The 26,464-nt window shown below is 64.9% G+C and carries 23 protein-coding genes, 1 tRNA gene and 2 pseudogenes; 22 read left to right on the top strand and 4 right to left on the bottom strand.

Going from position 1 to position 26,464, the window contains the following annotated elements; genetic code table 11:
- Positions 1-71: 71 nt before the first annotated feature.
- The 14 genes from IF12_RS0115585 (at position 72) to IF12_RS0115520 (ending at position 13,511) form a co-directional block, all read left to right on the top strand.
- Positions 72-1,724, top strand: coding sequence for a VirB4 family type IV secretion system protein (locus IF12_RS0115585; RefSeq protein WP_133884320.1), 1,653 nt, complete (start codon positions 72-74; stop codon positions 1,722-1,724).
- Positions 1,724-2,779: a M23 family metallopeptidase gene (locus tag IF12_RS0115580; protein ID WP_051704447.1), complete on the top strand. Its 1,056-nt coding sequence runs from the start codon at positions 1,724-1,726 to the stop codon at positions 2,777-2,779. Before IF12_RS0115585 ends, IF12_RS0115580 begins: the two co-directional genes overlap by 1 nt.
- Complete coding sequence (locus tag IF12_RS0115575; RefSeq protein WP_133884319.1) at positions 2,776-3,207, top strand: hypothetical protein; 432 nt, start codon at positions 2,776-2,778, stop codon at positions 3,205-3,207. The genes IF12_RS0115580 and IF12_RS0115575 overlap by 4 nt, the downstream gene beginning before the upstream one ends.
- Positions 3,204-5,102 carry a type IV secretory system conjugative DNA transfer family protein gene (locus IF12_RS0115570; RefSeq protein WP_133884318.1) on the top strand — a complete coding sequence of 633 codons (1,899 nt, stop codon included), beginning with the start codon at positions 3,204-3,206 and terminating at the stop codon, positions 5,100-5,102. Before IF12_RS0115575 ends, IF12_RS0115570 begins: the two co-directional genes overlap by 4 nt.
- The gene (locus IF12_RS0115565) at positions 5,099-5,935 is read left to right on the top strand and encodes a replication-relaxation family protein (RefSeq protein ID WP_030159913.1); all 837 of its coding nucleotides are present in this window, start codon (positions 5,099-5,101) and stop codon (positions 5,933-5,935) included. The genes IF12_RS0115570 and IF12_RS0115565 overlap by 4 nt, the downstream gene beginning before the upstream one ends.
- A gap of 755 nt (positions 5,936-6,690) precedes the next feature.
- Positions 6,691-7,077: a hypothetical protein gene (locus IF12_RS0115560; RefSeq protein WP_030159911.1), complete on the top strand. Its 387-nt coding sequence runs from the start codon at positions 6,691-6,693 to the stop codon at positions 7,075-7,077.
- 137 nt (positions 7,078-7,214) lie between these two features.
- On the top strand, positions 7,215-8,642 hold the full coding sequence (locus IF12_RS0115555) for a hypothetical protein (protein ID WP_030159909.1): 1,428 nt from the start codon (positions 7,215-7,217) through the stop codon (positions 8,640-8,642).
- A 352-nt stretch (positions 8,643-8,994) separates the two neighbouring features.
- Entirely contained in the window at positions 8,995-9,972 is a 978-nt protein-coding gene (locus IF12_RS24265; RefSeq protein WP_030159907.1) for a hypothetical protein, read from the top strand.
- 100 nt (positions 9,973-10,072) lie between these two features.
- Positions 10,073-10,540, top strand: a complete 468-nt coding sequence (locus IF12_RS0115545) for a hypothetical protein (RefSeq protein ID WP_030159906.1) — start codon at positions 10,073-10,075, stop codon at positions 10,538-10,540.
- The gene (locus IF12_RS0115540; protein ID WP_030159904.1) at positions 10,537-10,968 is read left to right on the top strand and encodes a hypothetical protein; all 432 of its coding nucleotides are present in this window, start codon (positions 10,537-10,539) and stop codon (positions 10,966-10,968) included. Before IF12_RS0115545 ends, IF12_RS0115540 begins: the two co-directional genes overlap by 4 nt.
- Before the next feature lie 35 nt (positions 10,969-11,003).
- A complete protein-coding gene (locus IF12_RS25745) occupies positions 11,004-11,465 on the top strand; it encodes a hypothetical protein (RefSeq protein ID WP_030159902.1) in 462 nt (153 codons plus the stop codon).
- 128 nt (positions 11,466-11,593) lie between these two features.
- A complete protein-coding gene (locus tag IF12_RS0115530) occupies positions 11,594-12,553 on the top strand; it encodes a DUF4192 family protein (RefSeq protein WP_166659608.1) in 960 nt (319 codons plus the stop codon).
- Complete coding sequence (locus IF12_RS0115525) at positions 12,553-13,026, top strand: hypothetical protein (RefSeq protein WP_030159897.1); 474 nt, start codon at positions 12,553-12,555, stop codon at positions 13,024-13,026. Before IF12_RS0115530 ends, IF12_RS0115525 begins: the two co-directional genes overlap by 1 nt.
- Positions 13,023-13,511: a hypothetical protein gene (locus tag IF12_RS0115520; RefSeq protein ID WP_133884317.1), complete on the top strand. Its 489-nt coding sequence runs from the start codon at positions 13,023-13,025 to the stop codon at positions 13,509-13,511. Before IF12_RS0115525 ends, IF12_RS0115520 begins: the two co-directional genes overlap by 4 nt.
- A gap of 936 nt (positions 13,512-14,447) precedes the next feature.
- Here IF12_RS0115520 and IF12_RS25075 read toward each other — a convergent pair.
- Both IF12_RS25075 and IF12_RS25070 read right to left on the bottom strand, forming a co-directional pair.
- A complete protein-coding gene (locus IF12_RS25075) occupies positions 14,448-14,978 on the bottom strand; it encodes a tetratricopeptide repeat protein (protein WP_197034742.1) in 531 nt (176 codons plus the stop codon).
- Between the two features lie 13 nt (positions 14,979-14,991).
- On the bottom strand, positions 14,992-17,169 hold the full coding sequence (locus IF12_RS25070; RefSeq protein ID WP_197034741.1) for a tetratricopeptide repeat protein: 2,178 nt from the start codon (positions 17,167-17,169) through the stop codon (positions 14,992-14,994).
- A 255-nt stretch (positions 17,170-17,424) separates the two neighbouring features.
- On the opposite strand from IF12_RS25070, the gene IF12_RS25740 reads away from it, so the two are divergent.
- The 4 genes and pseudogenes from IF12_RS25740 (at position 17,425) to IF12_RS25735 (ending at position 19,223) form a co-directional block, all read left to right on the top strand.
- On the top strand, positions 17,425-18,120 hold the full coding sequence (locus IF12_RS25740; protein WP_133884315.1) for a hypothetical protein: 696 nt from the start codon (positions 17,425-17,427) through the stop codon (positions 18,118-18,120).
- Positions 18,117-18,533 (top strand): annotated as a pseudogene (locus IF12_RS27285) (TRM11 family methyltransferase); the annotation flags it as partial. The gene IF12_RS25740 and the pseudogene IF12_RS27285, both read left to right, overlap by 4 nt.
- A gap of 129 nt (positions 18,534-18,662) precedes the next feature.
- A complete protein-coding gene (locus IF12_RS26680) occupies positions 18,663-18,977 on the top strand; it encodes a hypothetical protein (RefSeq protein WP_231492616.1) in 315 nt (104 codons plus the stop codon).
- 87 nt (positions 18,978-19,064) lie between these two features.
- Positions 19,065-19,223 (top strand): hypothetical protein, encoded by a 159-nt coding sequence (locus IF12_RS25735; protein WP_156036842.1) that lies wholly within the window; start codon positions 19,065-19,067, stop codon positions 19,221-19,223.
- 376 nt (positions 19,224-19,599) lie between these two features.
- Here IF12_RS25735 and IF12_RS26255 read toward each other — a convergent pair whose 3' ends face one another.
- Positions 19,600-19,995: a hypothetical protein gene (locus IF12_RS26255; RefSeq protein ID WP_166659605.1), complete on the bottom strand. Its 396-nt coding sequence runs from the start codon at positions 19,993-19,995 to the stop codon at positions 19,600-19,602.
- Here IF12_RS26255 and IF12_RS27280 point away from each other — a divergent pair.
- Positions 19,891-21,054 (top strand): recombinase family protein, encoded by a 1,164-nt coding sequence (locus IF12_RS27280; protein WP_369807731.1) that lies wholly within the window; start codon positions 19,891-19,893, stop codon positions 21,052-21,054. The two genes, IF12_RS26255 and IF12_RS27280, sit on opposite strands and share 105 nt — an antisense overlap.
- On the opposite strand, the gene IF12_RS0115470 is transcribed toward IF12_RS27280, so the two are convergent.
- Positions 21,014-21,087, bottom strand: a tRNA-Leu gene (locus IF12_RS0115470). The two genes, IF12_RS27280 and IF12_RS0115470, sit on opposite strands and share 41 nt — an antisense overlap.
- A gap of 196 nt (positions 21,088-21,283) precedes the next feature.
- Here IF12_RS0115470 and IF12_RS0115465 point away from each other — a divergent pair.
- The 3 genes and pseudogenes from IF12_RS0115465 to rpsA form a co-directional block, all read left to right on the top strand.
- Positions 21,284-21,925, top strand: a pseudogene (locus IF12_RS0115465) (ANTAR domain-containing response regulator); the annotation flags it as partial.
- 117 nt (positions 21,926-22,042) lie between these two features.
- The gene (polA, locus tag IF12_RS0115460; protein ID WP_030159874.1) at positions 22,043-24,742 is read left to right on the top strand and encodes a DNA polymerase I; all 2,700 of its coding nucleotides are present in this window, start codon (positions 22,043-22,045) and stop codon (positions 24,740-24,742) included.
- A 214-nt stretch (positions 24,743-24,956) separates the two neighbouring features.
- Positions 24,957-26,459, top strand: coding sequence for a 30S ribosomal protein S1 (rpsA, locus tag IF12_RS0115455; protein WP_030159872.1), 1,503 nt, complete (start codon positions 24,957-24,959; stop codon positions 26,457-26,459).
- Positions 26,460-26,464: the final 5 nt, after the last annotated feature.

Below are 26,464 nucleotides of genomic sequence, written 5' to 3'. Positions count from 1 at the left end.
GTATCAGGGCGAAATTCCGCGGCAGGGGTGCCTACCCGGTCCCGGCCGACTTGTGGCCCGATACCGCCGTCGTGGAGCTGCGCCGCGTGCGTGTTGGTGACGGTTGGGCCGCCGCTCTGGTCCTCGTCGGTTACCCGGCCTCACTGTCCCTGGGATGGATCGAGACGCTGACCGGGGCACACACTCGCATCGAAGTGTCTGTGCATATCGACAACGTTCCTTCGGACATGGCCGCCTCGCGCCTACACAAGCGCCGGGCCCGACTCGAGTCCTCACGACGGTACGCAGCACACCGGGGCCGACTCGATGAACCGGAAGTCGACGTCGCCGCCCATGACGCGGCCGAACTGGCAGACAGGGTCGCTCGCGGCCAAGCCCGATTGCACCGACTCGCCGTCTACGTCACCGTCCACGCTGAGACCGAACGCGACCTCGAATTGGCCTGCGCGCGCCTTCGCGCGGGAGCCTCAGCCGCGATGATGGACGTCCGGCCCGCCACTGCGAGGCAACTTCCGGGCCTGATCGCGACGGTACCGCTGGGCATCGATCCCGTTGGCGCAACCCGTACCGTCGATACCGAAACGGCGAGCGCGGTGTTTCCGTTCGGGTCCGCCGATGTCCCCGGGTCGGTCGTGCCCGCCAGTGTCCTTTACGGGCTCAACCTCGTCTCGGGCGGGCCGGTGCTGTGGGACCGATGGAGCCAGGAAAACCACAACTCGATTCTGCTCGCACAGTCCGGAGCAGGAAAGTCGTACCTCACCAAGTGCGAAGTCCTTCGCCAGCTCTATCAAGGCGTTCAGGTCACGATCCTCGACCCGGAGGACGAGTACAGCGATCTTGCCGCTCACGTTGGCGGTTCCGTACGGCGCCCTGGCGGGCCCGAAGTGGCGCTGAACCCACTTGAGCTGCGGGATCATAGCAGGGCAGATGCGCTAGCTCGCCGGTGTTTGTTCGTTCGCACGGTCGTCGAGACCCTCTTGGGGGAGAAGCTCGACAGCGCTGTGTCGGCCTGTCTGCTGGAGACCGTCCGCGTGGCCTACACCGAACGGGGCATCACCGACGACCCAGCGACGTGGGCGAAGCCGGTGCCGACGCTCGCAGATGTGGTCCGGCTTCTTGCCACGAGCAGCGGCGGGAGCGACCTCGCCAACCGGATCGGTCCCTACACCGGACCCGGATCGATGTTCGCCCTCTCGGAGAATTCCACCGAAGCGAGCGGCCCGCTGAGGATCTGGGTCTTGGCCGACGTCCCCGACGAACTTCGACCCGTGGTCACCTTGATGGTTCTCGACCAGGTGACTCCACCGGTCCGCTCCGATGGCCGGTGGCACTTGATCGTGGTCGATGAAGCATGGACGTGGCTTAAAGAACGCGAAGGTGCCGAGTTCATCGCCGCGCTGGCAAAGTCCGCTCGTAAGCGCTTGGTCGGGTTGGCAGTCGTCACACAGGACGCCGATGATGTGCTCACCTCGCAACTAGGACGGACGGTTCTGAACAACGCCGCGACCCAATTGCTCATGCGCCAAGCACCGCAGGCGATCGACACGGTGGCTGAAGCGTGCAAACTCACCGGGGCCGAACGTGCGCTCGTGGGTTCGGCGAGGGTGGGGGAGGCGCTGTTGCTCAGCGGCGAGACCCATGTGGCGTTCCGCGCGTGCGCCTCGGAGACCGAGCATCGGCTTTGTTTGACCGGCCGAAGCCGGTTCCAATCAGGCGGTGCGTGATGAGACGCGCGCTCATCCTCGCCCTCATCGCACTGTGCGGGTTCGCCGCGTGCGCAGTCGTAACCCTCACCGCTGCCTCTGACCGCCATTTCGCGATCGGGACCGGCGGTGCCTGCTCGGGCGCCTCCGATTCCGGCCTAGCCGCCGTCGCGGAAGAGCTCGGCGAAGGTTATGGCAACGTCCAAGCCCGGCACGCGATCACCATCTGGCAAGTCGCGATCGACCGTGACCTTCCCGAGCGGGCCGGCATCATTGCGATTGCGACCGCGATGCAGGAGAGCACACTCAAAGTCCTGTACAACCCGAAGGTTCCCGGTTCGAAGAGCCTGCCGCATGACGGCAAAGGCGAAGACCATGACTCCGTCGGTTTGTTCCAACAGCGTCCTCACTGGGGCCCGCTGGAAACGCTCATGGATCCGGCCGGATCTGCCGGGCTCTTCTACGACGCCCTTGAGAACGTTGCCGACTGGGAGAACCTCCCGCTCACTGTCGCCGCCCAACGAGTTCAAGTCTCGGCCTTCGCCAACGCCTACGCCCAACACGAGCCGTTCGCCACTGCTGCGGCAGACGTCATCAAGACCATCGTCTGTAGCGGCGAATGGGTGCACCCCGTGCCTGGGGCGGGCGTCAATTCGGGATGGCGCACCAGCGCCCGCCCCAGCCACAACGGCATCGATCTCGACGCAGGACGAGGTGAGCCGATCCTTGCCGCCAGCGCGGGCGAAGTGGTCACGGTCGTGTGCAACGCCCACACCGTAGACGGTCGACTGCTGTCCTGCGACGTCGATGGTTCCCCCCAAATCGCAGGGTGCGGCTGGTACGTCGAAATCGCCCACGCCGAACAGATCCTCAGCCGCTACTGCCACATGCGGGAACGCCCCACCGTGCGCGTCGGTGACCAGCTCCGAGCCGGGGACATCCTCGGCTACGTCGGTTCCTCGGGCCGCTCCAGCGGCCCTCACCTCCACCTGGAGATCCACACCTCGCATTCGCCGACCTTCGACACGGCCCTGGACCCGGAAATCTTCTTCTCAAGCAAGGGGGTCGAGCTATGACCATGGTCGACTTCTACTCAGGCATCGATGTGATGCCGTTGCGTCCGTTCGCTATCGCCGCCGTGCTCGTGATCCTCGGCGTGGCCGTGACGCGAGCGTTGCTACACCGCCGATCGACCCGATTGCGCTTCGCGGGCGCCCAGTACGTCACCATCGCGGCCCCGCCCGAGGTCGACTCGGCCGGGGGAGGAGTGCTGTGGAGACACCTCACCGCGATCGAACGCGGGCGCTGGCGACGGTTCTGGTGGGGACAGCCGTACATGATCTTCGAGTACTTCTTCAGCGGCCCAAGCCTCACTGTCCGCATTTGGGTCCCAGGAGATATATCGACTGCGATGGTTACCCAAGCGGTCAGCAATGCCTGGCCCGGATCGACCTGCACCGTCACCGACGCCGCACCGCCGCTTCAGAAAGGTACGTCGTCATGACCGCTGTTGCTGGAGCCCGATTCCGACTGCGCACCACCGCAGCTAACGCGTTGGGGCTCGTCCCCGCTGAAGCGGGCGCAGACGTGGTGCGCGGCCTGACCGAGGCCGGGACTTCAAGTCGCGCGGCCGACCGAACCGTGGTCCAGATCGTGGCCCGCCCCGCGTCGCGTCGACAGGTCGCCCGCGCCCGAAAAGGGCTCAATCCACGATCGGGAGGCCTTGCCGGACAGATCCTTGATCTGTTCAGTCCGGGGAAATCCCCGCCGCGAAGTTCCCGTGCTCCGGAATCGCCGTGGGTGGTCGAGCAGCGCAAGCGACTGGCCGCCCGGATCAGTTCGGGCTCGATGTGGTCGGTCGGGGTGCGTTACGCGCTCGCGGTCGAGGCCGCACCCGCTACGGCCGCTGCTCGCTCGGCGCAGGTGGGGGCGGCTGTCGGGGCCATGCTTGGGCCCGCCTGGAGGCGCACTCGCTGTCGCAAGGCCGGTGCCCTGGTTGACGGGTGGGCTTCAGCGGCGGGGCCGCTCATGTCGCCTGACGAGCTCGCGGTCATCGCCCATGTTCCGGTCGATGCGGTGGTGCCCGCGCTGGAGCGGGCCGGGGCCCGACCGATCGCCCCGGTCGCGGCGATCCCTTCGGGAGGGAGGGGCACCAAGACCCTCGGCGTCGCCCTTGTGGGCGGTCGCAAGATCGCCCTCCCGGCCGCCGATGCCCGATCGCACGTCCACGTAATCGGCTCGACCGGGTCAGGCAAGTCCACGCTCCTGCTTCGCATGATCTTGGCCGACATCAAGGAGCGCAGATCGGTCGTGGTGATCGATCCGAAAGGCGATCTTATCAACGACCTCCTCGAACGGCTTGAACCTGCGCAAACCACAGGGCGGTTGGTGCTCATCGATCCCGACCAGCCGACGGGGAACCACCCGGGCCTGCCGCCGATCAAACACGCCGAGGACACCGAGCTCGCCATCGACCATTTGGTCGGCATCTGCTCGAACATATTCCAGAAGCATTGGGGCCCTCGGGCCGATGATGTCCTACGGCAGAGTTTGCGCACCCAGGTGCTTCTCGCCACCAAGGACTACTCCGGGCTGGAGTCCTTGCCGATCTTGTTGACTGACCGGGACGTTCGCCACCGACTGGTCACCAACATTCCGGCCGAGGAGGTGCTGCTGACCGGTTTTTGGCGATGGTTCGATTCGCTCCCCGCCGGGGTGCAGTCGCAGGCGGTCGGCCCGGTCGTCGCACGGCTGCGCACCATTCTCGGCAGGCAGTTCGTCGCAGCAACCATTGGCAACCCCTCCGATGAGAAGTGCGTCGATCTCGCCGCCGCGCTCGACCATGGCGGGATCATCATGGCCCGCCTGCCCAAAGGCGTGCTCGGTGAGGACACCTCGCGCTTGCTCGGCTCGCTCTTGGTCGCCCGCGTCTGGCAGACGGTCACGGCGCGCCAGCGCCATGATGAACAGACCCGCCGCGACGCCGTGATGTACATCGACGAGGCGCAGAACTTCTTGCGGCTGCCTGAGTCCATTGACGGCATGCTCGCCGAAGCGCGCGCGCTGCGCTTGGGCATGGTCTTGGCTCACCAGCACCTTGGGCAGCTTGGACGCGACCTTGAAACCGCGATCAGTGCGAACTGCCGTACGAAGGTCATCTTCAACTGCTCGCCTGAAGATGCCCGTCGCCTCGCCCGCCATGCCGAGCCGCTGTTCAACGAGCATGACCTGTCACATTTGGGGGCGTTCACGGCCGCGTGCAGGCCCCTCGTCGCCGCTGAGATACGACCGGCGTTCTCCCTGCGGACGCTTCCAGCACCGGAAGCGATTGGTGAGGCCGCAGGAATCCGCGCGGACGTCGCCCGCTACCCCTCGTTTCTGTTTGGAGCGAAACCGTGAGCCCGCGCGCTTCCGAGTTCGATGCGGCAGCGCTGCTGGCCCGGATGACCGAGCGAGATTTCGCCATCATCGATGCTCTCGCCCGGCATAAGATCGCCACCACCGCCACGTTGACGGCGCTGTTCTTCCCCAGCCGACGGATTGCCGCGGCGCGGTTGCAGGTGCTCAGCAAGTTCGAATTGCTCGAACGATTCCTTGTCCCTGGATCCGGAGCGCACCGCTACACCCTCGCGTGGCGCGGGCGTGTCCTCGCCGCGCTGCGGCAGGGACAGCTCGCGCCGACCCGGCGCGAGGCCGAACTCGCGTTCCACAAGATCGCCTTCTCGGCCCACCGCGCCCACAAAGAAGAAGTGAACGACTTCTTCGCGCTCCTGCACGCCACCGCACGGCAATCCGGAGACGTCAAGGTCACCGAGTGGCTCAACGAAGCCGAAGCCACAACCGGGCTCATGAACGTCCGCCCCGACGCCGGCGGGACACTCACCTGGTCTGACGGCCGTGAACTCGCGTTCTGGTATGAGCACGACCGCGGCACCGAAACCCTCGGCAGGCTCACCGAGATGATCGACCGCTATCGAACTGGGCGCATCGCGCTATCCCGACGCCGAATCCTGCTCATCGGCCTTCCAGGATCCCGCCGCCTGTCCAATCTGCTCGCAGCCGCCCCTGCGCCGACCGGCCTGTCCGTCGCTGCCCACGTGACCGTTGGACTGCCACCCGTTTCAGCTTTCGCCCACGCCATGCCCGCGATCATCACCGAACCGCGCTGGCACCGATTCGGCGCGACGGCCCCGTGCAGTCTCGCCGAACTCGCCGATCGCGATGAGCGATAGGCCCTGATCAACACCCCCTCCAGATCACCCCATCCAGATAAGGGACTCCAGATCCGCCCCTCCCAGACCCCCGCCACCACAACGGGGCGACCATCACGGTAAACGCCCAGGCGGCGACCTATATCAGGCTTGAAAGATAAAACCCGAATATATATCCATATCCCCCAAGGTCTACGGGTCCACGGCATCGCATCCGTCCTCTCAGCGACTCCGATTCCCCATCTCTGATCATCCAGTTTCCCCGTCTGGTTCACTCACCTTCGCCACCCGCCCACCCCGGGCCCTACCTCGCTGGCCGCTGACCCGCCAACGGACTATTCCCGGGGCACTCGGTTATCGATGGTTGCTGGTAACCAAGCCTGTGAAGTGCTGTTTCCACTGGTAGATAGCGGTACAGTGGAGAGAACACGAAGATGATGCATTAGGTACACAGCGAGCCCAGGCCCGGCCTGGACTACGGCGGAACCGCTTCGGACGCTTCCCACCGGCACTGCCAGTCGGAGACCCGAACACCGCCACCGGTCCTCACCGCGACCCGCTCCACCACCTACAACCAGACCGGCCACTGCCGGACGCATCCACCGCGCCTACCGCGGGCGACCGCTCCTGTCTGGAGCACGCCACGACCGGTCGCGGTCATTCGTGATGTCCCGGCTCCGAACCTCGGAGTCATCTCGTCATAGGCGGTGCCGATCGGCACCGCCTTCGCCATGCCCAGCAACGGGCGCCAAACCGCACGAAAGGAACCTCCCGCCATGGGATACACCGTCGGTTTCACCGGCCGCATCACGCTCGATCCGCCCATCAGCGCCGACCACTGGATGACCGTGCTCGACGATCACCCCGATTACGGGGCGATCCGCCCTGGGGTCAGGAAGATCCTGAACCCGACGCTCCTACCCGTCCTCAGCGACGACCGGCGCGAAGTCATAGCCGTCGAACCCGGAGATGATGTCGCCCCTTCGGTCATGGCAGTGACGCTGCGCCAGCTCGCGCACGTGGCCGCGCTCGCCAACGAGAACGGCTGGTGGTGCCGCTTCTCCGGCGGCTTCGAAGGCATCGGCGATGACGGAGCCCAGTTCCGCATCGCGATGACCAACCCGGACATGGTCGCAACTGAGCAGCACGACGACGGCACCTGACCATCACCGCGAACCAATCGCCACACACGTGGGGCTTCCTCTGAAGTCCGAGGCGATCACGCATGGCCCGACACCGACTGGTGTCGGGCCTTTTCGTCTGCACACCAGACGAGCCGAACAAGCAAAAGGAGCACAACATGCATCTGGAATCATGGGCCGGTTTCGGCCTGACCGAAGGATTCGGACGCGATTCTGCCGTCGCCGGCCTCGCCCCCTATCTGCTGGGCTACCAGCCGTCCGAAACGCTGGTCGCTCTCGGGCTCAATGACGGGCAGCCGTTCCTGACCGCGACGTGGCCGCTGGAACGCCTCACCGACCACAACGCGTACGCCGAACCGATCCGCACATGGGCATCGCAGTGCGATGACCTGTACGTCCTGCTCTACAGCGAAGAGGCCGAACGCTGCTTCGACGCGGCCGAGGCGCTTTGGCACGAGTGCCACCCCGAGATCGTTGACCTCGACCGCTACCGCACCATCGCGGTTTCCCGGAGGGGCTGGAGCAAACTCAACGACTTCGACCGATACAGCGACGACAGTCCTTTCGAGGACCACTGGTCGAGCATCAAGGCCCCGCACCCAGTTCTCGCGCGGCTGTTCGCCCTCGCCTGGCAGCAGCAGCTCGGCGACTTCCATTGGGCACCGGCTCGCGACGAACCCGCCAACGAGGCAGGGTCGCCCGGCCCGGGACCCATCCGGGTCGCCGATTCCGACCTCATTCCGTGGGCGCGCACACCGGCGCAGAGCTACGCGGTCGATCTCACCTCAAACGCGTTCGCGCTCGCGGAAGTCTTCGACGCCATCTGGCAGAGCCCCGATCCTGCCTTGCTCAACATCGCCTATTGGCGCACGACCGGCCGTGGGCGTTCCCGCGGCACCGGACAGGCGCTCATCGCCAGTTTGGCTGCCTTCGCCCGGTGGCGATGGGAGCCGTACGGGGCTGCCGAGGAGGCCGCTGCCGATGCTGTCGATGCCGATCCGACCAGTGCCATCGCTCGTGCGGTCGCCCGCCTCGTGTGCGCGACTCCGGGCAACGTGCAGGCGGGCGACCAGGTGTGGGCTCCGATGGTCGCTGTCGGCCGCTACGGCGGCCCGGTGCTGCCGGTGATCGACGTGCCACTGCACATCGAGATCCGCGCCCTGGTCGAACCGGCCGTCGAAGCGCTGCTCGATCCGAGCTCCGAGGTCCGAAACCACCGCTGCCAGATCGCCGCCGTATGCGGCACATCTGGACAGCTCCACCTCGCCCACCTTGAGCACCTGCTCGACACCTCGACGCCGCTGGCTTCACGCCGTCTGGCCGACATCGCCGCCGCCGCGCCCGCCCGCGTCGGGCTCGCGAATGTGTGGGGCGTTGCCGAAATCGAGTCTTGGGGTCGCACACAGGGAACCGCAACCATCGTCACCATCGTCCTCCTCGACGGGGCGGGGCAAGTTCACCGGCTCGGCCCCGACGAGGCCCGACCTACGTGGACGGCGCTGCCCGCTACCGGTCGAACAGGCGGCTGGAAGCGCGAAGGGCTGTTCCGACTCGCCCAGGCGCTCTTGCGGGCCGAGCGGCACTAGCCACCACCGCTGGACCATCGATGCGGTTGGGACCTAACTAATCAGAGAGGAACACGACCTGGCCTGATCACAGCTCAAACGAACCGATCTCGTGTCCGTGCTGCATCACCAATTCGAACGCACGGGCAATCCGCATGGCTCGACACCGCACCGGAGTCGAGTCATTTTTCATACATCACTACACCAAAACCAAGAAAGGTGACAAAAACACATAACTACTCAAAACAGGGCGTACCGCGCCGTCGCAGCGGCCCTCGAGAACACCGCTGACGAATTCGGCCTCGAAGCGGTCATCAAGGCCGCTTCGGACCAGGGGGCCACCGAGATCACCAAGACCCAGGCCACCCGGGCGTTGAGCCGCCTGGTCAAGGAGGGCCACTTCATCGTCGAGGGCGAAGGAAACGAACGCCGCTGGCGCTCGGTCGCAGACGGGGAAACGTCCAGCGATGAGGACATCGTGACCGAATCGAGCGACGCGGAAGCTTCTGAGCAGGACGGCTCCGAAGCGCTCCAAGAACGCAGCGAGGCCGAAACCGGAGACGACGAGTCCGATAGCGACGAAGGCGCCGACGATCAGGACGCGTCGGAGGACACCGCTTCCGAGAGCGAGGCCGACAGCGATTCCGAGGACCACGACGAGGAAGGAGAGGACGAGGAAGCGTCGGCCGAAGTGCCCGCGCTCCCAGTCGTGCCGCTGCCCGACCCGGACCCGCAGATCCTGCACATCGCCCGCACTCTCGCCGATATCGGCGAACCGGTCGACGCCCAGACCTTGTGCGACAGGGCCTACCTGCCGTCGAAGCGCCGCCTGGTGACCAACATCCTGCGGGCGCTGGCCGAACACGAGCTGGTGACGTGCTCACGGCCGTTCGCCCCCGACGCCGACGACGCGATCTGGGAGCTCGTCTACGACGGGGACCTGATGGACGCGGCGGTTCGCGTCCAACTCGCGGATGCCCCCGACCGGATGACCTGCGACGTCTGTGGACAGACGAAGACCTTCGGTGGCGCCCCGCGCCCCCGTACCGCGGGAATCGGTGTCCGCAACGACGGCCGGACCTACCTCGCCCCGGGCGAGCTGACCGGCTTCGTCATCGACTGGGTGACCGACCCGCAGAACGCCGGAGAGGAATTCACCGTCCGCATGATCACCAAGGAACTCGTGGCGGCCCATCCGGGCAAGGTCAGCGACAACTCCGACGGGGCGATCAAGAACGCCCTCGACAAGATGCTGCGGCCCGACCACCGGCGCCTGCGCTTCAACGACCGGGCGCTCGTCGCCCTGGTCCGGGAAGTCGGGCCGCGCACCTACCGTGCGCTCGGCCTCTAGCTGAACGCGTCCCGATTCCCAATCCGCAACAACGGTGTCGCCGCTTCTCATCCAGGAGCGGCGACACCGCCGCACCCAACAGAAGAAAGGACCATCCTCCATGGAAGTACCACCGATCCACCTGATCGGCGAAGGCCGCCTTGCCGTCCCGCCGGCAGAATCCGACTCACGCCGCTACGGCACTGTCATCCTGCTCGACGAGCACGGCAACCCGGTGCCGCTGCGAGAGTTCACAGCGATCGGCACCGCGGTGCTGACCGCCACCATCACCGAACCCGTCGCCGACGAACGTCACCACCGACCAGAACCCGAACTTCTGGGCATCGGCGTCCTGTTCTTCGAGCGCACCCGCTGGAACGACCGCCCAGCACTGGCCGCAGGAGTGCGCCCCAGGGACGGCCGCCTGTCCTGGTGGCTGGAGCCGCGCACGCTCGCCGGAATCCAGGGTGTGCCGCTCGTGCTCGAAGCGCACGAGTCCTGGCCCGGTTGCCGATGCAAGCCCGCCAAGCGAAAGCCGCGCCGCCGCAAGCGCCACGGCTCCAATAGGAAACGGGGGCAGACCTCATGAGCGGCACGGTCAAACACGTCGTCGGCGAAGGGATCTTGCGCATCCCGAAGCACGAGGGGGAGGTGGGTCGCTTCGGCACCGTCGCTCTCGCCACGAGGGACGGGTGGATGATCCTCACCGGTGTCCCGAAGGGCATCAAGGCAGAGTTGTTCGCGGTGAAGCTCAAGAAGGTAGCCACGACCCGCCGCCGCTGGCTCCGGCCAGGGCAGACGGTGCGCACTAGGACGGTCGAGATCCCTGTCCTGCTCGGCATCGGAACGGTGTTCACCGAACCGCTCAGCGACGCATCGACACCCGACACGGTCGGGGTCCGACCCGACCGGCCGTCTCCGGCCCCATGGCTCGATATCGCCGCACTTAAGGAAGTCGAAGGGCACTTCGTGCGCCTCGAACTCCACCGTCCGCCTGAGCTGCGCGAAAGCGACTGAGCGGCAACCGATTCTAGGAGAAGGGAGATACATCCATGTCCAAACGCAGAACCTATGACCTCGGTGAAGGAGTCCTGAGCTGGCCGGTCGGCGAAGTGCCGTTCCTGTCGGAGAACTGCGTCGCACTGCTCGGCGAAGGCAACCAGTTGGTCCAGATGACCGATCCACCGATCGGCACGATCCTGCGGTTGACCGCCATCATCCGCACCATTCGCGGCCCGGTCCTCGAAGCCGACCACGAACGCGGCGTCGCGCCGAGCATCCCGTTCCTCGGGGAACAGATCGTCTTGGGCTACGGCGTTCTCTTCATTGGCGACCCGCACGGGCTCGGCGCGACCGCCGTCGGCGTCCTCCCAGTCGAGAACGTCCTGCGAGCCGATGACTGGCTCGACCGGTTCGCGCTGTATCGGGCGCACAACCACATCGTTCGTCTCCGCGCCGAAACGGGGCGGACACCGCACATCGTGCGGCAACGAACCCCGGTAAGCGACTCCTAGAAGCCGCCCACCGGAGCCACAACGGGTGCAGCCGAGTTCGCGACCAAACTCGCTCGGCTGCACCCCACACCAACCAATCGCAACGAAAGGGAAGTGCAGTGAACCTGCAAGCCTACGGGATCTCCGGGGTGCTCGACACCCTCAGCGGAGCCGAGCTCATCGGTCTCGCGCCCTATATCCTCGAACGCCGCCCGCACGAGAAACTCGTCATTATCGGCACCTACGGCGGCGAGCCGCGCGCCTGGACCACCTGGCCGCTGGCGGCCCTCGAATCCGGCGACACCCGCCGGAGCATGGCCCGCGACTGGGCCACGAGCGAATTCGACCGGCTTTACCTCATCGGCTACAGCACCAGCCAGAGCGACACCGCCGCGCGCATCAACCAGCTCCACACCGAACTCAGGGACGAAGGACTCGAGACGGTGAACGTGACTCGGAACTTCGTCGTCAACGGCCGCCAGTGGGGCTATGCAAGCTATGGCGGGCTCGTCGACGGCTACGAGGGCACCGCTACCGTCATCGCTCCCGACCCCGTCCGGGGCCGGGTCGAGGGCCTGCTGTTCCGCACGTCCTGCCGTAAGCGCTACGCCGCCGCCCGGTTCAACTCGCTCGACCCCGCCGCGGTCGAGAAGGCCGCCCGCATCGCGACCCAGTGCCACATCGACCGGGACAAAGTCGCCAACCCAAACCGCCAGGCCGAAATCGACGAGGGCCGCTACCGCCAGGCCCTGGCGAATCCCTCCGCGATGACCGTGCTCGGTGCGGTGGCCCTCGGCATCGCCGCTGCACAGAACGTCGACCTGGCTGCCGATGCGGTGGACGACATCCTCGACGGCGCTCCGGCTGCGCTCGACCTGTGGAGCGAGGTCGCACGCTGGTCAACCGGCGCCGCTCGCACCACCGCAACCGCGCTCGCCGCCCTGTCCGCGTGGAAGGACCGCGACGAAGCGGCCGTCGCATTCGCCGAGATCGCGCTCGATGCCGATCCTGAGTCCGGCCTCGCCTGGGCCGTCTGGCACGTCGTCAGCACCGGTGCCGCACCCGAGCACGTGCGTGCTTGCGCGGACTTCGAGGCGGTGGCGGCCTAATGGATGAGAACACACGCGTGATGCTCATCTGGCAGGCCGAACAGCTCACCCGAGAAAGCCGCAGGAAGGACACCGGGGGCCTGTGGGCGATCCTGGCCGCGCCGATCGGCGAACGCAACGAGGTCAGTTTCGTCGACAAAGCGACTGACCGCCGGCGGCTGGCAAACGCCCACGATCCCGTGATCCGGGGAGTGTTCACGACTGCCATCGCCAACGCGCGCCGCCAGCACGCGGTCCTCGACACCGAGTCGCTCCGCGCGACCGTCGCGGTCTACAAGGTGCCCGGTGCACCCGATTGGCAGACCGTCCTGATCGACCGAGATTCGGTCGCAGACGGCTGGTGGTCCAACGGAATCGACACAGCTGTGGCCGCCGAACCGGGTGGGATGGACGCCCTCGGGTTCCTCTCGCTCGCGCTGCCGGAGCTGCTCGCCGACCTCGTCCACGGGCCCGGCAGGGGGACCTTCGTATGAGCGGTCCTCGAGAAACCGGACCCATGGTGTGCGCGGTCTGCCTTGAACCGCTCAATGCGTTCCATGTGATGAGCCAGGACGGGGCTGCCACCACAGACGTCGTCTATGTGCACGTCCTCAAGGTCGCGCACGACCACGATCCAGACCCGCGACCAGCGGCAGAGCACGCCGAGGAAGACCTCACGATGTTCTGCGACTTCTGCTCCTCCACGCAAGTGAAGTGGGCATACCGAGCGGGACCCATCCGAGTTGCTGTCCTCAACAACGAGGACCAGCTTGAACACGTCTCAGGAGCAACGATCGAATGGGCCGCGTGTCAGCGGTGCGCGGAACTGATCGTGCGTAGGGCGGTTCCCGCGCTCGTCAACCGTGTCATCAGCCTCGGTGTTCCAGAGGACGCACGAGCGACACTCACCGAGCTCTATGAAGCGTTCTTCTTGACCCTTGAGCCCGGCCGACGCCGGATCCGACAGAAGCGAACCTGACGCCAATGAAGACCCGGCAGTGACTACTGCCGGGTTTTCTCTCTACGCGCTGGCGAGCGCGATGACCGGTCGGTGCCTCGGAATTGAACGCGAATCCGATTTCCGGGGCACCGGGCCACGACTCCAAACCTACGAAAGGAATCAAGTGAGCCGACCCTACGACGATGCTATCTGGGCCGTCCGGAACTTGTACATCCTGGAGGGTTTTCGAGTAAGACCATCCCTTCATGATGTCTGTGCAAACACGGTACTGATCAACGAACCATGTCACAAGCTGTGCACCGAAAGATTTTGCCTTGGAACGGAACCGAGGCTCATCTTCAAGGCGAAGGGCTTTCTTGTGGAACAAATTCCAAATCTTTGAATCGAACTCATCAATATGATGACGTCGAGATTTCCTACTGATTCTGGATACACGATGCGTGAACCGAATTGCTTTCCAGATATTCCGAGTTCGAGCAGAACGCCAGATCAGCCCCAATTTCGCTGGCATAGCAAGATCGGTAACACGATCGAACCGACTTGATTCTGGGTGGTACTCAGGGAGTACGTCCATATCGCCGACGCGGTACGCATGCGCGATCAGTATCGCCTGAAGAAAGAGGATTCGTTCTGCTGTTGCACGAGAGTTGCGGAGGGAATCTCCCCACCCCAGATTCTGGAATTTCTCTCCGTTGGCCTCTCTCGGGTCCCAGGGTCATTATCATGCAAAGCTGCCAGTCCTCGGTTAGGGAATGCCATTCAGTACTTTGTCTGGCATGATTTTCGGCGTCTAGAATCCTATGTTGTCCTTGGCGGATGCTGCTTGTATGAATGTAAATATCTATCCGAAAATCGATACGATTATGACAACAAACGCGATCTCGGTTTCATTCACTAACATCACAACCTTGCTCTTGATTTCATCTCTGTTGGATTTCTCATGGTGTTTGATCCTTAGCGTAAGACAGTCCTTACCACGACTTGATCTGCGTCATCATCACGGCCTTGTGCCTGAAGAATTAGTACGAGCAAGTGTCGCGCACCCTGAATGAACGGATGATCAGTGCCATATGTTTTTACTGCTCCTGTAAGCACGGAATTTGCTTCGGATTCAGCTTCGACCAGTCGACCACGAAGCCTCAGTACATCAGCGAGTCTATGGCGGCTGCTGAGAGTGTCGGGGTGGTCGGGGCCCAACTGCTTGGTTTGCGCCTTGATCACCTTCCGATGCAACTGCTCAGCCTCCTCATACTGACGACGTTCTTGCAAGGTGGCAGCGAGGTTAGAGCGGTTGCCGAGTGTGTCGGGGTGGTTGGGGCCCAACTGCTTGGTGTGCACGGTGATTAGTTTCCGGTGCATCTGCTCGGCTTCCTCATACCTTTTAAGCCCTCGCAAGACGACAGCGAGGTTGTGATGATTGCGGAGTGTGTCGGGGTGGTTGGGGCCCAACTGCTCGGTCTGCGCCTCAATCACTTCCCGGTACAATTGCTCGGCCTCCTTAAGCCGACCAAGATCCTGCGTCGAGGTGGTTGGGGCCCAACTGCTCGGTCTGCGCCTCAATCACTTCCCGGTACAACTGCTCAGCCTCCTCATACCGACCAAGTCCCCGCAAGACAACAGCGAGGTTGTGATACCGGCGGAGAGTGTTGGGGTGGTCGGGGCCCAACTGCTTGGTGTGCGCGGCGATTAGTTTCCGATGCTTCTGCTCGGCCTCCTTGTACCTACCAAGATTCTGCAAGGCGACAGCGAGTACGTTGATGCTGCTAAGGGTGTCTGGGTGGTCGGGGCCCAGCTGTTTAGTCTGCGTCTCGATCACTTCCCGGGACAACTGTGCAGACTTCTTAAACTGACCGAGTCCTTGCAAGACTATGGCGAATTGAATGAGCAGTCGCACATACTGTTCGTTGGATTCCATCAGGGAGACTTGGATTTCTTCGTTGGCGACAGGTTGTGGACTTTTCAGCGAGCCTGTGTGAGTCATCCAGCTTTGTTCAATGCGGTCTCGGGCCTGTTTCAATACCTGTTCAGCATGAGTGTATCTGCCTTGTCTTTGCAACAATTGTACCATTTCCATGCAGTATCTAATCCAGACATCTTCGTCGCAAGCGGCAATCGAGATACGGCGTTTCAAGATCGCAATGGAAGTTTCGGCTAGTCGGTGGATCTGATCGTCATCAGTGATCAGATCCAGGAGATTTTCGAGGTCGTTAGTGTTCAGATCGGTGTCTCGAATGCTCGTTGCGAGCGGCTGATCGATTGCGAGGCCCATTTCGTGGACAGCACGAAGAGATGATTGCAGCCAGAATTTTGGGTTGTGGTCGATGATCGCGGTCAGGGCGGTATCGGCGGCAGGGGTGTGCCGTGCTGCTTGCGCTAGTAGGCGTACGACCCGTATCGCGGTCTGTTCAGGTTCGGGTGCTGCGTCTGTCGCGGAGACGAGGGCCTTCACGATTGACGGTGAAGCGGCGAGATGCACAGCCGTGTAGTGCTCGACAAGCAGGCTAGGCAGGTACAGGTCCAGGTAGGAGGATTGATATTGAAGGTAGCGAGATCGCAATGCCAAGATCAGTTCTTTACGCTGGCGAGCTGACTGGGTAGCTAGTCCTGGGTGGTGTTGGAACAATACCTCAGCCTGGACCTCCGAGTCAGTACTTATCATGGTTGCCAACACGATCGCAGCACGTAGATTTTCGATCGGACCCCGGAAGTTGTGCAGTGATTTCCATTCGGCCTCTTCAGCGTCGAGGATCACCGTAAAGGCCGTCGCTGGGTTTGCTTTGTCTTCGCCGCTGGTGCGAGACGCCAGTAGGGCCGTGGCCTGTATAAGCAACACCGACGGTGTAGTGATGGGAACAAACTGCATGACGTGGTTAGGTGAGCCTCCGAACGCTTTGCGTGCCTGTTCAAACAACTGCTGCTGAGCGACTGGATCGGATGGCGGTGCCGGGAGCCTCAACTCGGACTCTGGCGCCATCAATTTGAGATGCTCTCGGGATAGTTGCGAGCGGAAGCGATGCCACCAGTCATCAGTATCTCGCGCAGCAATTGCGACTGTAACCTGAGAGGGGGTTGTGGCATATTGGCGAGCGAACATCCCAGGCAGGCCAGGATCGGTTTCGGCATTGTCGACGATCAGCAGGACTGGCTTATCGAAGGCGACTGCGGCGTTGACCGCTTCGGCACCGCGTCCAGGTTTAACCCAGCCGCAGCGGATTCCTTGCTCAGTGAGATCCAAGGCAGTCTCAAGCAACAGCCGTGTTTTCCCGCTCCCGGCAGGCCCGGACACACCGATCACTGACCGGGGCCGCGTTTCAGCTACGGAAGCCCACTCACGCAACTTACGCCTGAGTCCGGCGTGAGTCTGATAAAACCGCACGGGGGACTGGTCTGGCAACAATGACGCAATCAATCCAAGCGCGGCACCATCGGTGGCATCGAGGGCCGGAGCGGAGGTCACTGCAGCAGACCAGTTGCGCTCGAGATTTGCACGATCCTTTCGGTTCTCAACCAGAAGCGGTGCCCACACCGCAGCGAGGATTGCGACCACGCTCAGCGGCAACGAAGCCCACAGGGGCATCGCGTTGGCCAGTGATGTGGCGATCCCGGCTACGAGTATCGCCATGGCAATCGCCGAGGTCCTCCAGGGGCGCTTTAGACGGCTAGTGAGAGTGTTCATAGGGCAGTTCCTTCGGAGGGGTGGAACAGTTGAGTCATAACATGGTAGCGAGGCAGTACCCTCGGTGTGCTCCTCCCGGATCAGGAACGGTCGTGGTGGGGTGCTTTTCAGGCCTTCATCTTCGTCGCGCTCGATGGTTCTGAACCTTGGAACGGTTAGTCCGGTAACCATCGATAACCAGGGGCGCTGAAGACCGTAACCAAATGTCTTCTACATGGTGTCCAGGCCGAGTTCGATCCGCGACGAGACGTCGCCTTGACCCAGAACCACAACAACCGCGCTCAGCAGCCGTCCGAGCGCTACGGATCTTTCGACGTGCCCCTGACCGTGTGGACGGTTGCTGGTGCCGCAGAGATGACCGCGCATCTGTTCGCCGAGCTCAAACCCGCTCGCGGTCCGATCCTCATAGCCGATCTTCCAGGATGGGCAGCGATCTGCCGGACAGGTCGACGCGCGGTCGTCTTCGGAACCGATCGCGGCACCTTCGCCCGTACACGAGCGACGCTTCCTCCCTCAAAGCAGGGACTCGCTCTTTTCCAGGCTGCTGACGCCGACAGCACCGCAGTGCGCATTGCCAAGCTCGATCGCGCCTCCGGACTTGCTCTGTCATCGGCCCGCGCACTCACCTGGCCTGGTGTTCCTGCCGCGATTGCCGGGGTTCTCGGGCCCGAAGGCATTCTCGCCGTCATCGGGCGTACTGACGTCGATGCAGTCCTCATGGCCGAGTTCAACCGACCCGATCCCGATGGGGAGGATGAGGAGACCGCAAGCGCGCTCGGCCTCGACTTCGCCGGGTACCTCGTCGCCGCGTCGAAGGGCACCTTCGATACCGCAGTGGCATCGGCCGTCGCGCGCGAGGCGATGCCGCAGCGGCCCTGCGTGCCGCTGACGCGGCACTTCGACATCGCCATCTGGACCCGCAGCACCACAGGCACTGGCGGTGTGAAATGAGCGGGCACAGTGATAGACCGACAGTGTGGGCGACAGGCCAGCGCCAGCCCCAGGGACAGCGCGACGACCTCTATCTGCCCGAGGTGATCGACCACCCCGCGAAGATGTGGGTACAGGTCGCCCGTCACGCCATCGAGCGCTACAGCGAACCAGGGCAGACAGTCCTTGATCCGATGGCCGGGATCGGGACAACGCTCATCGAGGCGGTCCGCGCCGGACGGAACGCAGTAGGCGTCGAGTGTGAGCCGCGATGGGTCGAGCTCGCCCGACAGCACATCGACCGGGCTGCCGCAGCCAATCCTGGAGCCCAGGGTCGGGTGTTCCTCGGGGATGCGACGAGTCTCGGAGAAGCGCTGCAAGGGTGGCGTGACCGAGTGCCGGTAGACATGGTGCTGACCAGTCCTCCTTATGGTGCGATCACGCACGGTCGGCCGAAAAGCCGAAGGGTCACTGGGGGCGCGATCCGCGCTCACGCGCACCGGTACTCGGCAGGGAAAACACACCCGAATCAGCTCGCCACCGGCTCGCTCCGGCGACTTGGCGTGGGTTTGGAGCAGGTCTGGGACGGCTGCCGTGACGCCCTGCGTCCCGGCGGTCTTCTGGTCGTGTGCGCTCGGCCCTACACCGACGACGGGACGATGATCGACTTCCCGGCCGTCATCGCCTACACCGCGGGCCTGGCCGGGTTCGTGTTCGTTGAGCGTCGCGCGGCCCTGTTGGGCCGCTGGGACGGCGACATGCTCCACGTCCACGCCTCCTTCTTCCACAAGCATCAGGTCCGCCTCGCGCACCAGGCCGGCCGGACCGTGTTCTTGCGCTCCCACGAGGACGTGCTGGTCTTCCGGAGCCCGTCATGAATCCGGATCAACGGCACTTCTCGACCGCTCGTTGCTGCCGTGAAGTCGGGCTACGGTCGGCCGCCGTAATGCCAGCAGGGGTGCGCCATGGCATGTGGTGACGACAGGCGCGAGAGCACCGGCAAGACCGAGCCTGAGGTCGTCGCGACGTGGGTGCTCCACGAAGTCGATGGCGATGAAGCACGCGTGCTGGAGACCGAGCAACTGCGAGCAATCCTGGAAGTGATCGAATGGCTCAATCAGTAACGCCGCCTTGGCGGTCGGTGACATGGCGACCTTGGCGTCTCTGGGGAACGTGGAGCATTTTCTCCGCATCGCCGTCCTAGGCCGCACCTCAACCAAGGACCTCCAAGACCCGACCATCTCGCTGCCGCGCCAGTTCAATGCGTGTGAGAAGAACCTTCCCCCAGAATCGCAGATCGTCGCGTACTACTACGACATCGAGAGCGGTCGCGCCGACTGGGACAAGCGCGGCACGGGCAACGCCCACGAAGAGTTCGAGATTCCCATACCCCGCACTGGCGGCATCAAGGACCTGCTGCGCGACGCGCGCAATCCGAACCGGGGGTTCGATGTCGTCATGTGCGAGTCGATCGATCGCATCGCCCGCATCACCTACTTCTCAACCCGCATCGAACACGAACTCGAGGAACTCGGAGTTCCTCCGCTCGCCGCCGACGAACCGGTCGTCGCCACGCGGCGCAAGCTCAAGAACGCCACCACCGTACTCACCAGGAGGGTCAAGCAAGGAATCAGCGAGTGGTATGTCTTGGACCTGCTGGAGAAGTCCTGGGGCGGTTGTGAAGTCCACACCCAAGCGGGCTTCAACATCGGGAAGCCGCTGTACGGGTACCGGGCGAAGCGCACGCCGCACCCGGTGGCCGAGAAGCGCGCCGCGGGAATCGCGAAGACCATGCTTGAGGTCGACCAGACCCGAGCTGCGGTAGTCCGCCGCATCTTCGAGCTTCGTATCGGTAGAAGCGCAGGGTATGAGGCCATTGCAGAGATTCTCAACCAAGACTTGGCGCTCAACCCGCCGCCCGAACCGTCCAACCCCGCCCGAGCCCGGGGGAGCTGGTGTGGAGGCACGGTCCGCGAGATCCTCCGTAATCCGAAGTACACCGGTTACATGGTGTGGAACCGGCACGCCACCAAGCGCGGCGGCAACCGCATTAACCCGATCAACGAGTGGGTCTGGTCGCCCGAGCCGACCCATGAAGCGATCATCAGCCCAGAAGAGTTCAGCGCTGCCCAGCAAGTCTCCGGACACCGCGCGCGTCGCCGAGGAAAGAGCGCCGAGCAGCGCAGGCCCACCGACTACCGGCTGCGTTCGACCATCCGATGTGCGCTCTGCGGCCTTCGCATGTACGGCACTTCGCGAAAGGAGCGCATTTATTACTCGTGTCACCCCAAACGCGGGTCACGGCCCGAAGGCCATCCTGCCGCGACCTACCTGCGAGAGGATCTTGCTGAAGGCGTCATCGCACGATTCCTGGACAGCTTCCTTCTCGGGGCACAGCGGACCGGTCGACTTCGAGCGCTGGCCGACCAGCTTCAAGAAGTCGACGCGGCCGAGCTGGAGCAAGAGCGGGCCACTCTCGCCGCAGCTCTCGCCGAGTCCGAGCAGCGGAAGTCGAAACTGGTGAGGGTGTTCGAGCTGACCGAGGAATTCGACACCGACCTCATCCAAAGTGTTGTGGAGCGGCAGCGCCAGCTATCCCGGGAGTGCCAGCAGCTCCGAGTGCGAATCGAGACGATCGATGATGCGCTACGCAGCAGGCCCGATGTGAGGATCGTTGACGCCTTCCCGTGCAACACGATCGACACGGACCGCCTGCCGGGCGAGATGTTTCGGCGCCTTTTGCAGGCGTTCAGGGTGGAACTGGTTTACGAGCCTGAACGCCGGGAGCTGACCTGCAACGCCACTATCACGCCCACACTCGTACAAGTGGTGCAAAAATTGATCAATGAGGTAGCAAACGCCCAGAAAGATGAAAAACCCGCACGTGCACTGAGTGCCGTGCGGGTTAGCGACGTAGCCCGGGTGGGATTCGAACCCACACTGTACGGGTTTTGAATCCGTCTTCTCTGCCAGTTGGAATACCGGGCCAGGCGCCGGGTCGATCGGCCCGGGCCGCTGCATATGATACTCCGGGCTACCGGCCGCCGACGTTTGGGCCCTGCCGTCCGAAACGCTCGGCATAGGAACGTGCGCTCGCACCCGGCTGCGGCTAAGCTAGCGTCCTGGTGTGCCCGGCAACGCCGCACGCCTTCACGTTCATACGCGTATGAAAGGTACGGACCGCATGACGAGCAAGGCCGCCGAGGAGCCGCGCAAGCGCGTGCTCATCGCCGAAGACGAGGGGCTCATCCGCCTCGACCTGGCCGAGATGCTCACCGAGGAGGGTTACGAGGTCGTAGCCGAGGCCGCCGACGGCGAAGCCGCCGTCCGCCTCGCTCAGGAGCACCAACCCGACCTGGTCATCTGCGATATCCAGATGCCGATCATGGACGGCCTCCAGGCCGCGGAGAAGATCGTCTCCGCGCGCATCGCCCCGGTCGTGATCCTCACCGCCTTCAGCCAGCGCGACCTCATCAGCCGGGCCCAGTCCGCCGGGGCCATGGCCTACCTCGTGAAGCCCTTCCAGAAGTCCGACCTGGTCCCCGCGATCGAGTTGTCCCTCACCCGCTTCGCCGAGATGACCGCGCTGGAGAAGGAGGTCGAGAACCTCACCGAGCGCCTGGAGGTCCGCAAGCTCGTCGACCGCGCCAAGGGCCTGCTCATGACCCAGTACGGGATGCCCGAACCCGACGCGTTCCGCTGGATCCAGCGCGCCGCGATGGACCACCGCCTCTCGATGCGGGCCGTCGCCGAGCGCGTCATCTCCGAGGCCGAGCAGAAGGAATCCCAGGACGCCGAATTAGGCGAAACCCCAGCTCCGCGGCCCGCGGTCCCCCTCTCGGCGAAGCTCGCGAGCCGAGAATCCAGCAGGGACCGCGGGCCGTTTCGCACTCGCGGGCCGCGCCGCCCCGGACTTGTCGGACCCACTCGATAGGCTCGACGGGTGACCGCTTCCCAATCGCGCCTGCTTCTGATCGACGGCCATTCCATGGCCTTCCGCGCCTTCTTCGCGCTTCCAGCCGAGAAGTTCGCCACCGACGACGGCCAAGTCACGAACGCCGTCTACGGCTTCGCGTCGATGCTCATCAACCTGCTCAAGGCCGAGGAGCCCACCCACGTCGCGGTCGCCTTCGACGTCGCCCGCCACTCCTTCCGCACCGAGGCCTACCCCGCCTACAAGGACGGCCGCAGCGAGACCCCCGAGGACTTCAAGTCCCAGATCCCGATCATCAAGGAACTCCTGGACGCCTTCGGGATCAAGTGGCTCACCAAGACCAACTACGAGGCCGACGACATCATCGCCACCCTCGCCACCAGGAGCGAGGAGGCCGGTCTGTCCACACTGATCTCCTCGGGCGACCGCGACGCGATCCAGCTCGTCAACGAGGCCGTCACCCTCCTCTACCCGGTCAAGGGCGTCACCGAACTCGCCCGCTACACCCCCGAGGCGGTCGAGGCGAAGTACGGCGTCGCCCCCGGCCGCTACCGCGACCTCGCCGCCCTGGTGGGGGAGAAGGCCGACAACCTCCCCGGCGTCCCCGGCGTCGGCCCCAAGACCGCCGCGAAGTGGATCGTCAAGTACGGCTCCCTCGACGGCCTGGTCGCCAAGGCCGACGAACTCCCCGGCAAGGCCGGGCAGAGCCTGCGCGACCACCTCGACGACGTCTTGCGCAACCACCGCCTCAACAACCTCGTGCGCGACCTCGAACTCGAGGCCGACGTGCCCGAGCTCGAGTGGGAGGGCTGGTCGGTCGCCGAGACCAACCGCCTGTTCGACGCCCTCCAGTTCCGTGCCCTCGGCGAGCGCCTCAACGCCAACCTCGCCTCCAAGGCCGTCGGCGCCGTCGCGGTCCCGGTCGCCGAAGTCGAGCGCGTCGAAGCATCCGCGCTCGTCCCCGGCGGCCTCGCCGCCTGGCTCGCCGCCCGCGAAGGCGCCGTGGCCCTCTCCTACACCGGCACCTTCGCCTCCGGCGCGGGCTCGTTCGAGTCGATCGCGCTGGCCGAGGGCGGCCAGGCCCTGTGGTTCGAGCCCTCGCAGCTCGACGCCGAGGACGAGCGGTCCTGGGTGGACTGGCTCGCCGACCCCGCCGAGGAGAAGATCGTCCACGACGCGAAGGCGTTCCTGTGGGGCGCCGACGCGGCCGGCTGGCCCGAGGTGGCCGGCATCAAGGCCGACACGGTGATCGCCGCCTACCTCCTCAAGCCCGAGCAGCGCTCGTACGCGCTCGGCGACCTCGCGATGCAGTACCTCGGCCGCGAACTCGACACGCCCGAGTCGCCCTCCGACGACGGCGCCCTCATCGGCCTCGACGCCGCCATGACCGACGGCGCCTCGCGCCTGGAGGCGGACGCGTCCACCGCCGCGGCCGTCGGCGACATCGCCGCCGAGCAGGCGGTGCGCCTGGCCGACCGGCAGCAGGCGCACCTGGCCGAGGCCATGGAGTACCCGCTGGTCGGCGTGCTGGCGCGCATGGAGATCCTGGGGATCGCCGCCGACGAGGGCCACTTCGCCGACATCGAGTCCGGGTTCGCCGCGCAGTCGAAGGAGGCCACCGACCGCGCCCACGAGATCGTGGGTCGCACCTTCAACATCGGCTCGCCCAAGCAGCTCCAGGAGATCCTCTTCGACGAGCTGAAGATGCCCAAGACCAAGCGCACCAAGACCGGCTACACCACCAACGCCGAGGCGCTCCAGCAGCTGTTCGCCAAGACCGGGCACCCGGTCCTGGAGCAGCTGCTGCGCTACCGGGACGTCGAGAAGCTCAAGCAGATCGTCGCCACGCTGCGCGCCACGATCCAGACCGACGGGCGCATCCACACCACCTTCCACCAGACGGTGGCCGCCACCGGGCGCCTCTCCTCCTCGGACCCGAACCTCCAGAACATCCCGGTTCGGTCCGAGGCCGGGCGCGACATCCGCGCCGGGTTCGTCGTCTCCTCGGGCTTCGAGTCGCTCATGACCATCGACTACAGCCAGATCGAGATGCGGATCATGGCGAGCCTCACCGGCGACGAGGGGCTCATCGACGCGTTCGTCCAGGGCGAGGACATCCACCGGGCCGTCGCCGCGAAGGTCTTCGCCGTCCCGCCCTCCGAAGTGACCGCCGAGCACCGCCGCAAGATCAAGGCCATGTCCTACGGGCTCGCCTACGGCCTGTCGACGTACGGGCTCAGCCAGCAGCTCGGGGTCTCCACGCAGGAGGCCCAGCAGCTCTCGGACGAGTACTTCGCGCGCTTCGGGAAGGTCCGCGACTACCTCCACCGGGTCGTCGAGGAGGCCCGCAAGACCGGGTACACCGAGACGATCATGGGCCGGCGCCGCTACTTCCCCGACCTCACCTCCGACAACCGCCAGGTCCGCGAGATGGCCGAGCGGGCGGCCCTGAACGCCCCGATCCAGGGCAGCGCCGCCGACATCATGAAGACCGCGATGCTCGGGGTCGACCGGGCGCTGCGGGCCGAGAAGCTCGACTCGCGGGTGCTGCTCCAGGTCCACGACGAGCTCGTGTGCGAGGTCGCCCCGGGCGAGGCCGGCCGCCTCGAATCGCTCGTGCGCGAGCAGATGTCGAACGCCGCCGAACTCGCCGTGCCCCTCACCGTCTCGGCCGGCTTCGGCGAATCCTGGGAGGCGGCGGCCCACTAGGCGGTGGCTGTCGACACCAGGTTCCGGCCCGGACTGGCGCGGCCCTATCGCGCACGGTAACCTGGACCTGCCTGGGCATGTCCGCGTCCTCAGAAGGGAGCAGGACGCGTTGCCAGCGGCAAGGGCGGCCCGGGAACTGACTAGCGAGCATTCGCGTCTTGCGAGGGCGCGGCTGCGAGCCCACGATTCTTACGTATCCGGAGCACCAGCCCACATGACGAGCAGCATCGAGGCCACCTCGAGCAACGCTGAGAACAGCACGGTCGAAGAGACGTTTTCGGACGAGGAACTCCTCGCCGCGATCGACGCGACCATCAAATACTTCAATGACGGCGATATCGTCGAAGGTACCGTCGTCAAGGTCGATCGGGATGAAGTCCTGCTCGACATCGGCTACAAGACCGAGGGCGTCATTCCCTCGCGCGAGCTGTCGATCAAGCACGACGTCGATCCTGAAGACGTCGTCGCTGTGGGCGATCACGTCGAGGCCCTCGTCCTCCAGAAGGAGGACAAGGAAGGCCGTCTGATCCTCTCGAAGAAGCGCGCCCAGTACGAGCGCGCCTGGGGCACCATCGAGAAGATCAAGGAAGAGGACGGCGTCGTCCGCGGCTCCGTCATCGAAGTGGTCAAGGGCGGCCTCATCCTCGACATCGGCCTCCGGGGCTTCCTCCCCGCGTCGCTGGTCGAGATGCGCCGCGTGCGCGACCTCCAGCCGTACGTGGGCCGCGAGCTCGAAGCCAAGATCATCGAACTCGACAAGAACCGCAACAACGTGGTCCTGTCGCGTCGCGCCTGGCTGGAGCAGACCCAGTCCGAGGTCCGCACCGAGTTCCTCCACCAGCTCGCGAAGGGCCAGGTCCGCAAGGGCACGGTCTCCTCGATCGTCAACTTCGGCGCGTTCGTCGACCTCGGCGGGGTCGACGGCCTGGTGCACGTCTCCGAGCTGTCCTGGAAGCACATCGACCACCCGTCCGAGGTCGTCGAGGTCGGTCAGCCGGTCGAGGTCGAGGTCCTCGAGGTGGACCTGGACCGCGAGCGCGTCTCCCTGTCGCTGAAGGCGACCCAGGAAGACCCGTGGCGTCAGTTCGCCCGCACCCACGCGATCGGTCAGATCGTCCCGGGCAAGGTCACCAAGCTCGTCCCGTTCGGCGCGTTCGTCCGCGTCGAGGACGGCATCGAGGGCCTGGTGCACATCTCCGAGCTGGCCGAGCGCCACGTGGAGGTGCCCGAGCAGGTCGTCAAGGTCGGCTCCGACGCCATGGTCAAGGTCATCGACATCGACCTGGACCGCCGCCGGATCTCCCTGTCGCTCAAGCAGGCCAACGAGGCCTTCGTCGAGAACGAGGAGCAATTCGACCCGACGCTGTACGGCATGGCCGCGCAGTACGACGACCAGGGAAACTACATCTACCCCGACGGTTTCGACTCCGAGACCGGCGAGTGGATGGAAGGCTTCGACGAGGCCCGCGAGGAGTGGGAGCGGCAGTACGCCGAGGCCCGCACCCGCTGGGAGGAGCACGGCAAGCAGATCGCCGAGCGCGTCATCACCGAGGCCCCCGCCAAGCCCGCCGAGGGCGAAGCCGCCCCCAAGGGCGAGAAGGGCAGCGGCCCCAAGAAGACGACTTCCGAGAAGAAGTCGGCTCCCGCGGAGCCGCAGGGCACCCTGGCCACCGACGAGGCCCTCGCCGCACTGCGCGAGAAGCTCGCCGGAAACTAGGCCCT

Origin of the sequence: Glycomyces sp. NRRL B-16210 (assembly GCF_000719515.1) — a bacterium.
GTDB lineage: Bacteria > Actinomycetota > Actinomycetes > Mycobacteriales > Micromonosporaceae > Glycomyces.
The sequence above is the reverse complement of the archived record's forward strand: the minus strand, read 5'-3'. Positions and strand labels throughout refer to the sequence as shown.

Bases quoted from the DNA above. Each gene is read 5' to 3' on its own strand.
- IF12_RS25735 (WP_156036842.1), top strand. From the start codon at position 19,065: ATGGCATGTGGTGACGACAGGCGCGAGAGCACCGGCAAGACCGAGCCT.
- IF12_RS27280 (WP_369807731.1), top strand. From the start codon at position 19,891: ATGCTTGAGGTCGACCAGACCCGAGCTGCGGTAGTCCGCCGCATCTTC.
- IF12_RS0115575 (WP_133884319.1), top strand. From the start codon at position 2,776: ATGACCATGGTCGACTTCTACTCAGGCATCGATGTGATGCCGTTGCGT.
- IF12_RS0115520 (WP_133884317.1), top strand. From the start codon at position 13,023: ATGAGCGGTCCTCGAGAAACCGGACCCATGGTGTGCGCGGTCTGCCTT.
- IF12_RS25070 (WP_197034741.1), bottom strand. From the start codon at position 17,169: ATGAACACTCTCACTAGCCGTCTAAAGCGCCCCTGGAGGACCTCGGCG.
- IF12_RS25745 (WP_030159902.1), top strand. From the start codon at position 11,004: ATGTCCAAACGCAGAACCTATGACCTCGGTGAAGGAGTCCTGAGCTGG.
- IF12_RS0115545 (WP_030159906.1), top strand. From the start codon at position 10,073: ATGGAAGTACCACCGATCCACCTGATCGGCGAAGGCCGCCTTGCCGTC.
- IF12_RS0115525 (WP_030159897.1), top strand. From the start codon at position 12,553: ATGGATGAGAACACACGCGTGATGCTCATCTGGCAGGCCGAACAGCTC.
- IF12_RS0115560 (WP_030159911.1), top strand. From the start codon at position 6,691: ATGGGATACACCGTCGGTTTCACCGGCCGCATCACGCTCGATCCGCCC.
- IF12_RS0115570 (WP_133884318.1), top strand. From the start codon at position 3,204: ATGACCGCTGTTGCTGGAGCCCGATTCCGACTGCGCACCACCGCAGCT.
- IF12_RS0115555 (WP_030159909.1), top strand. From the start codon at position 7,215: ATGCATCTGGAATCATGGGCCGGTTTCGGCCTGACCGAAGGATTCGGA.
- IF12_RS0115540 (WP_030159904.1), top strand. From the start codon at position 10,537: ATGAGCGGCACGGTCAAACACGTCGTCGGCGAAGGGATCTTGCGCATC.
- IF12_RS0115580 (WP_051704447.1), top strand. From the start codon at position 1,724: ATGAGACGCGCGCTCATCCTCGCCCTCATCGCACTGTGCGGGTTCGCC.
- rpsA (WP_030159872.1), top strand. From the start codon at position 24,957: ATGACGAGCAGCATCGAGGCCACCTCGAGCAACGCTGAGAACAGCACG.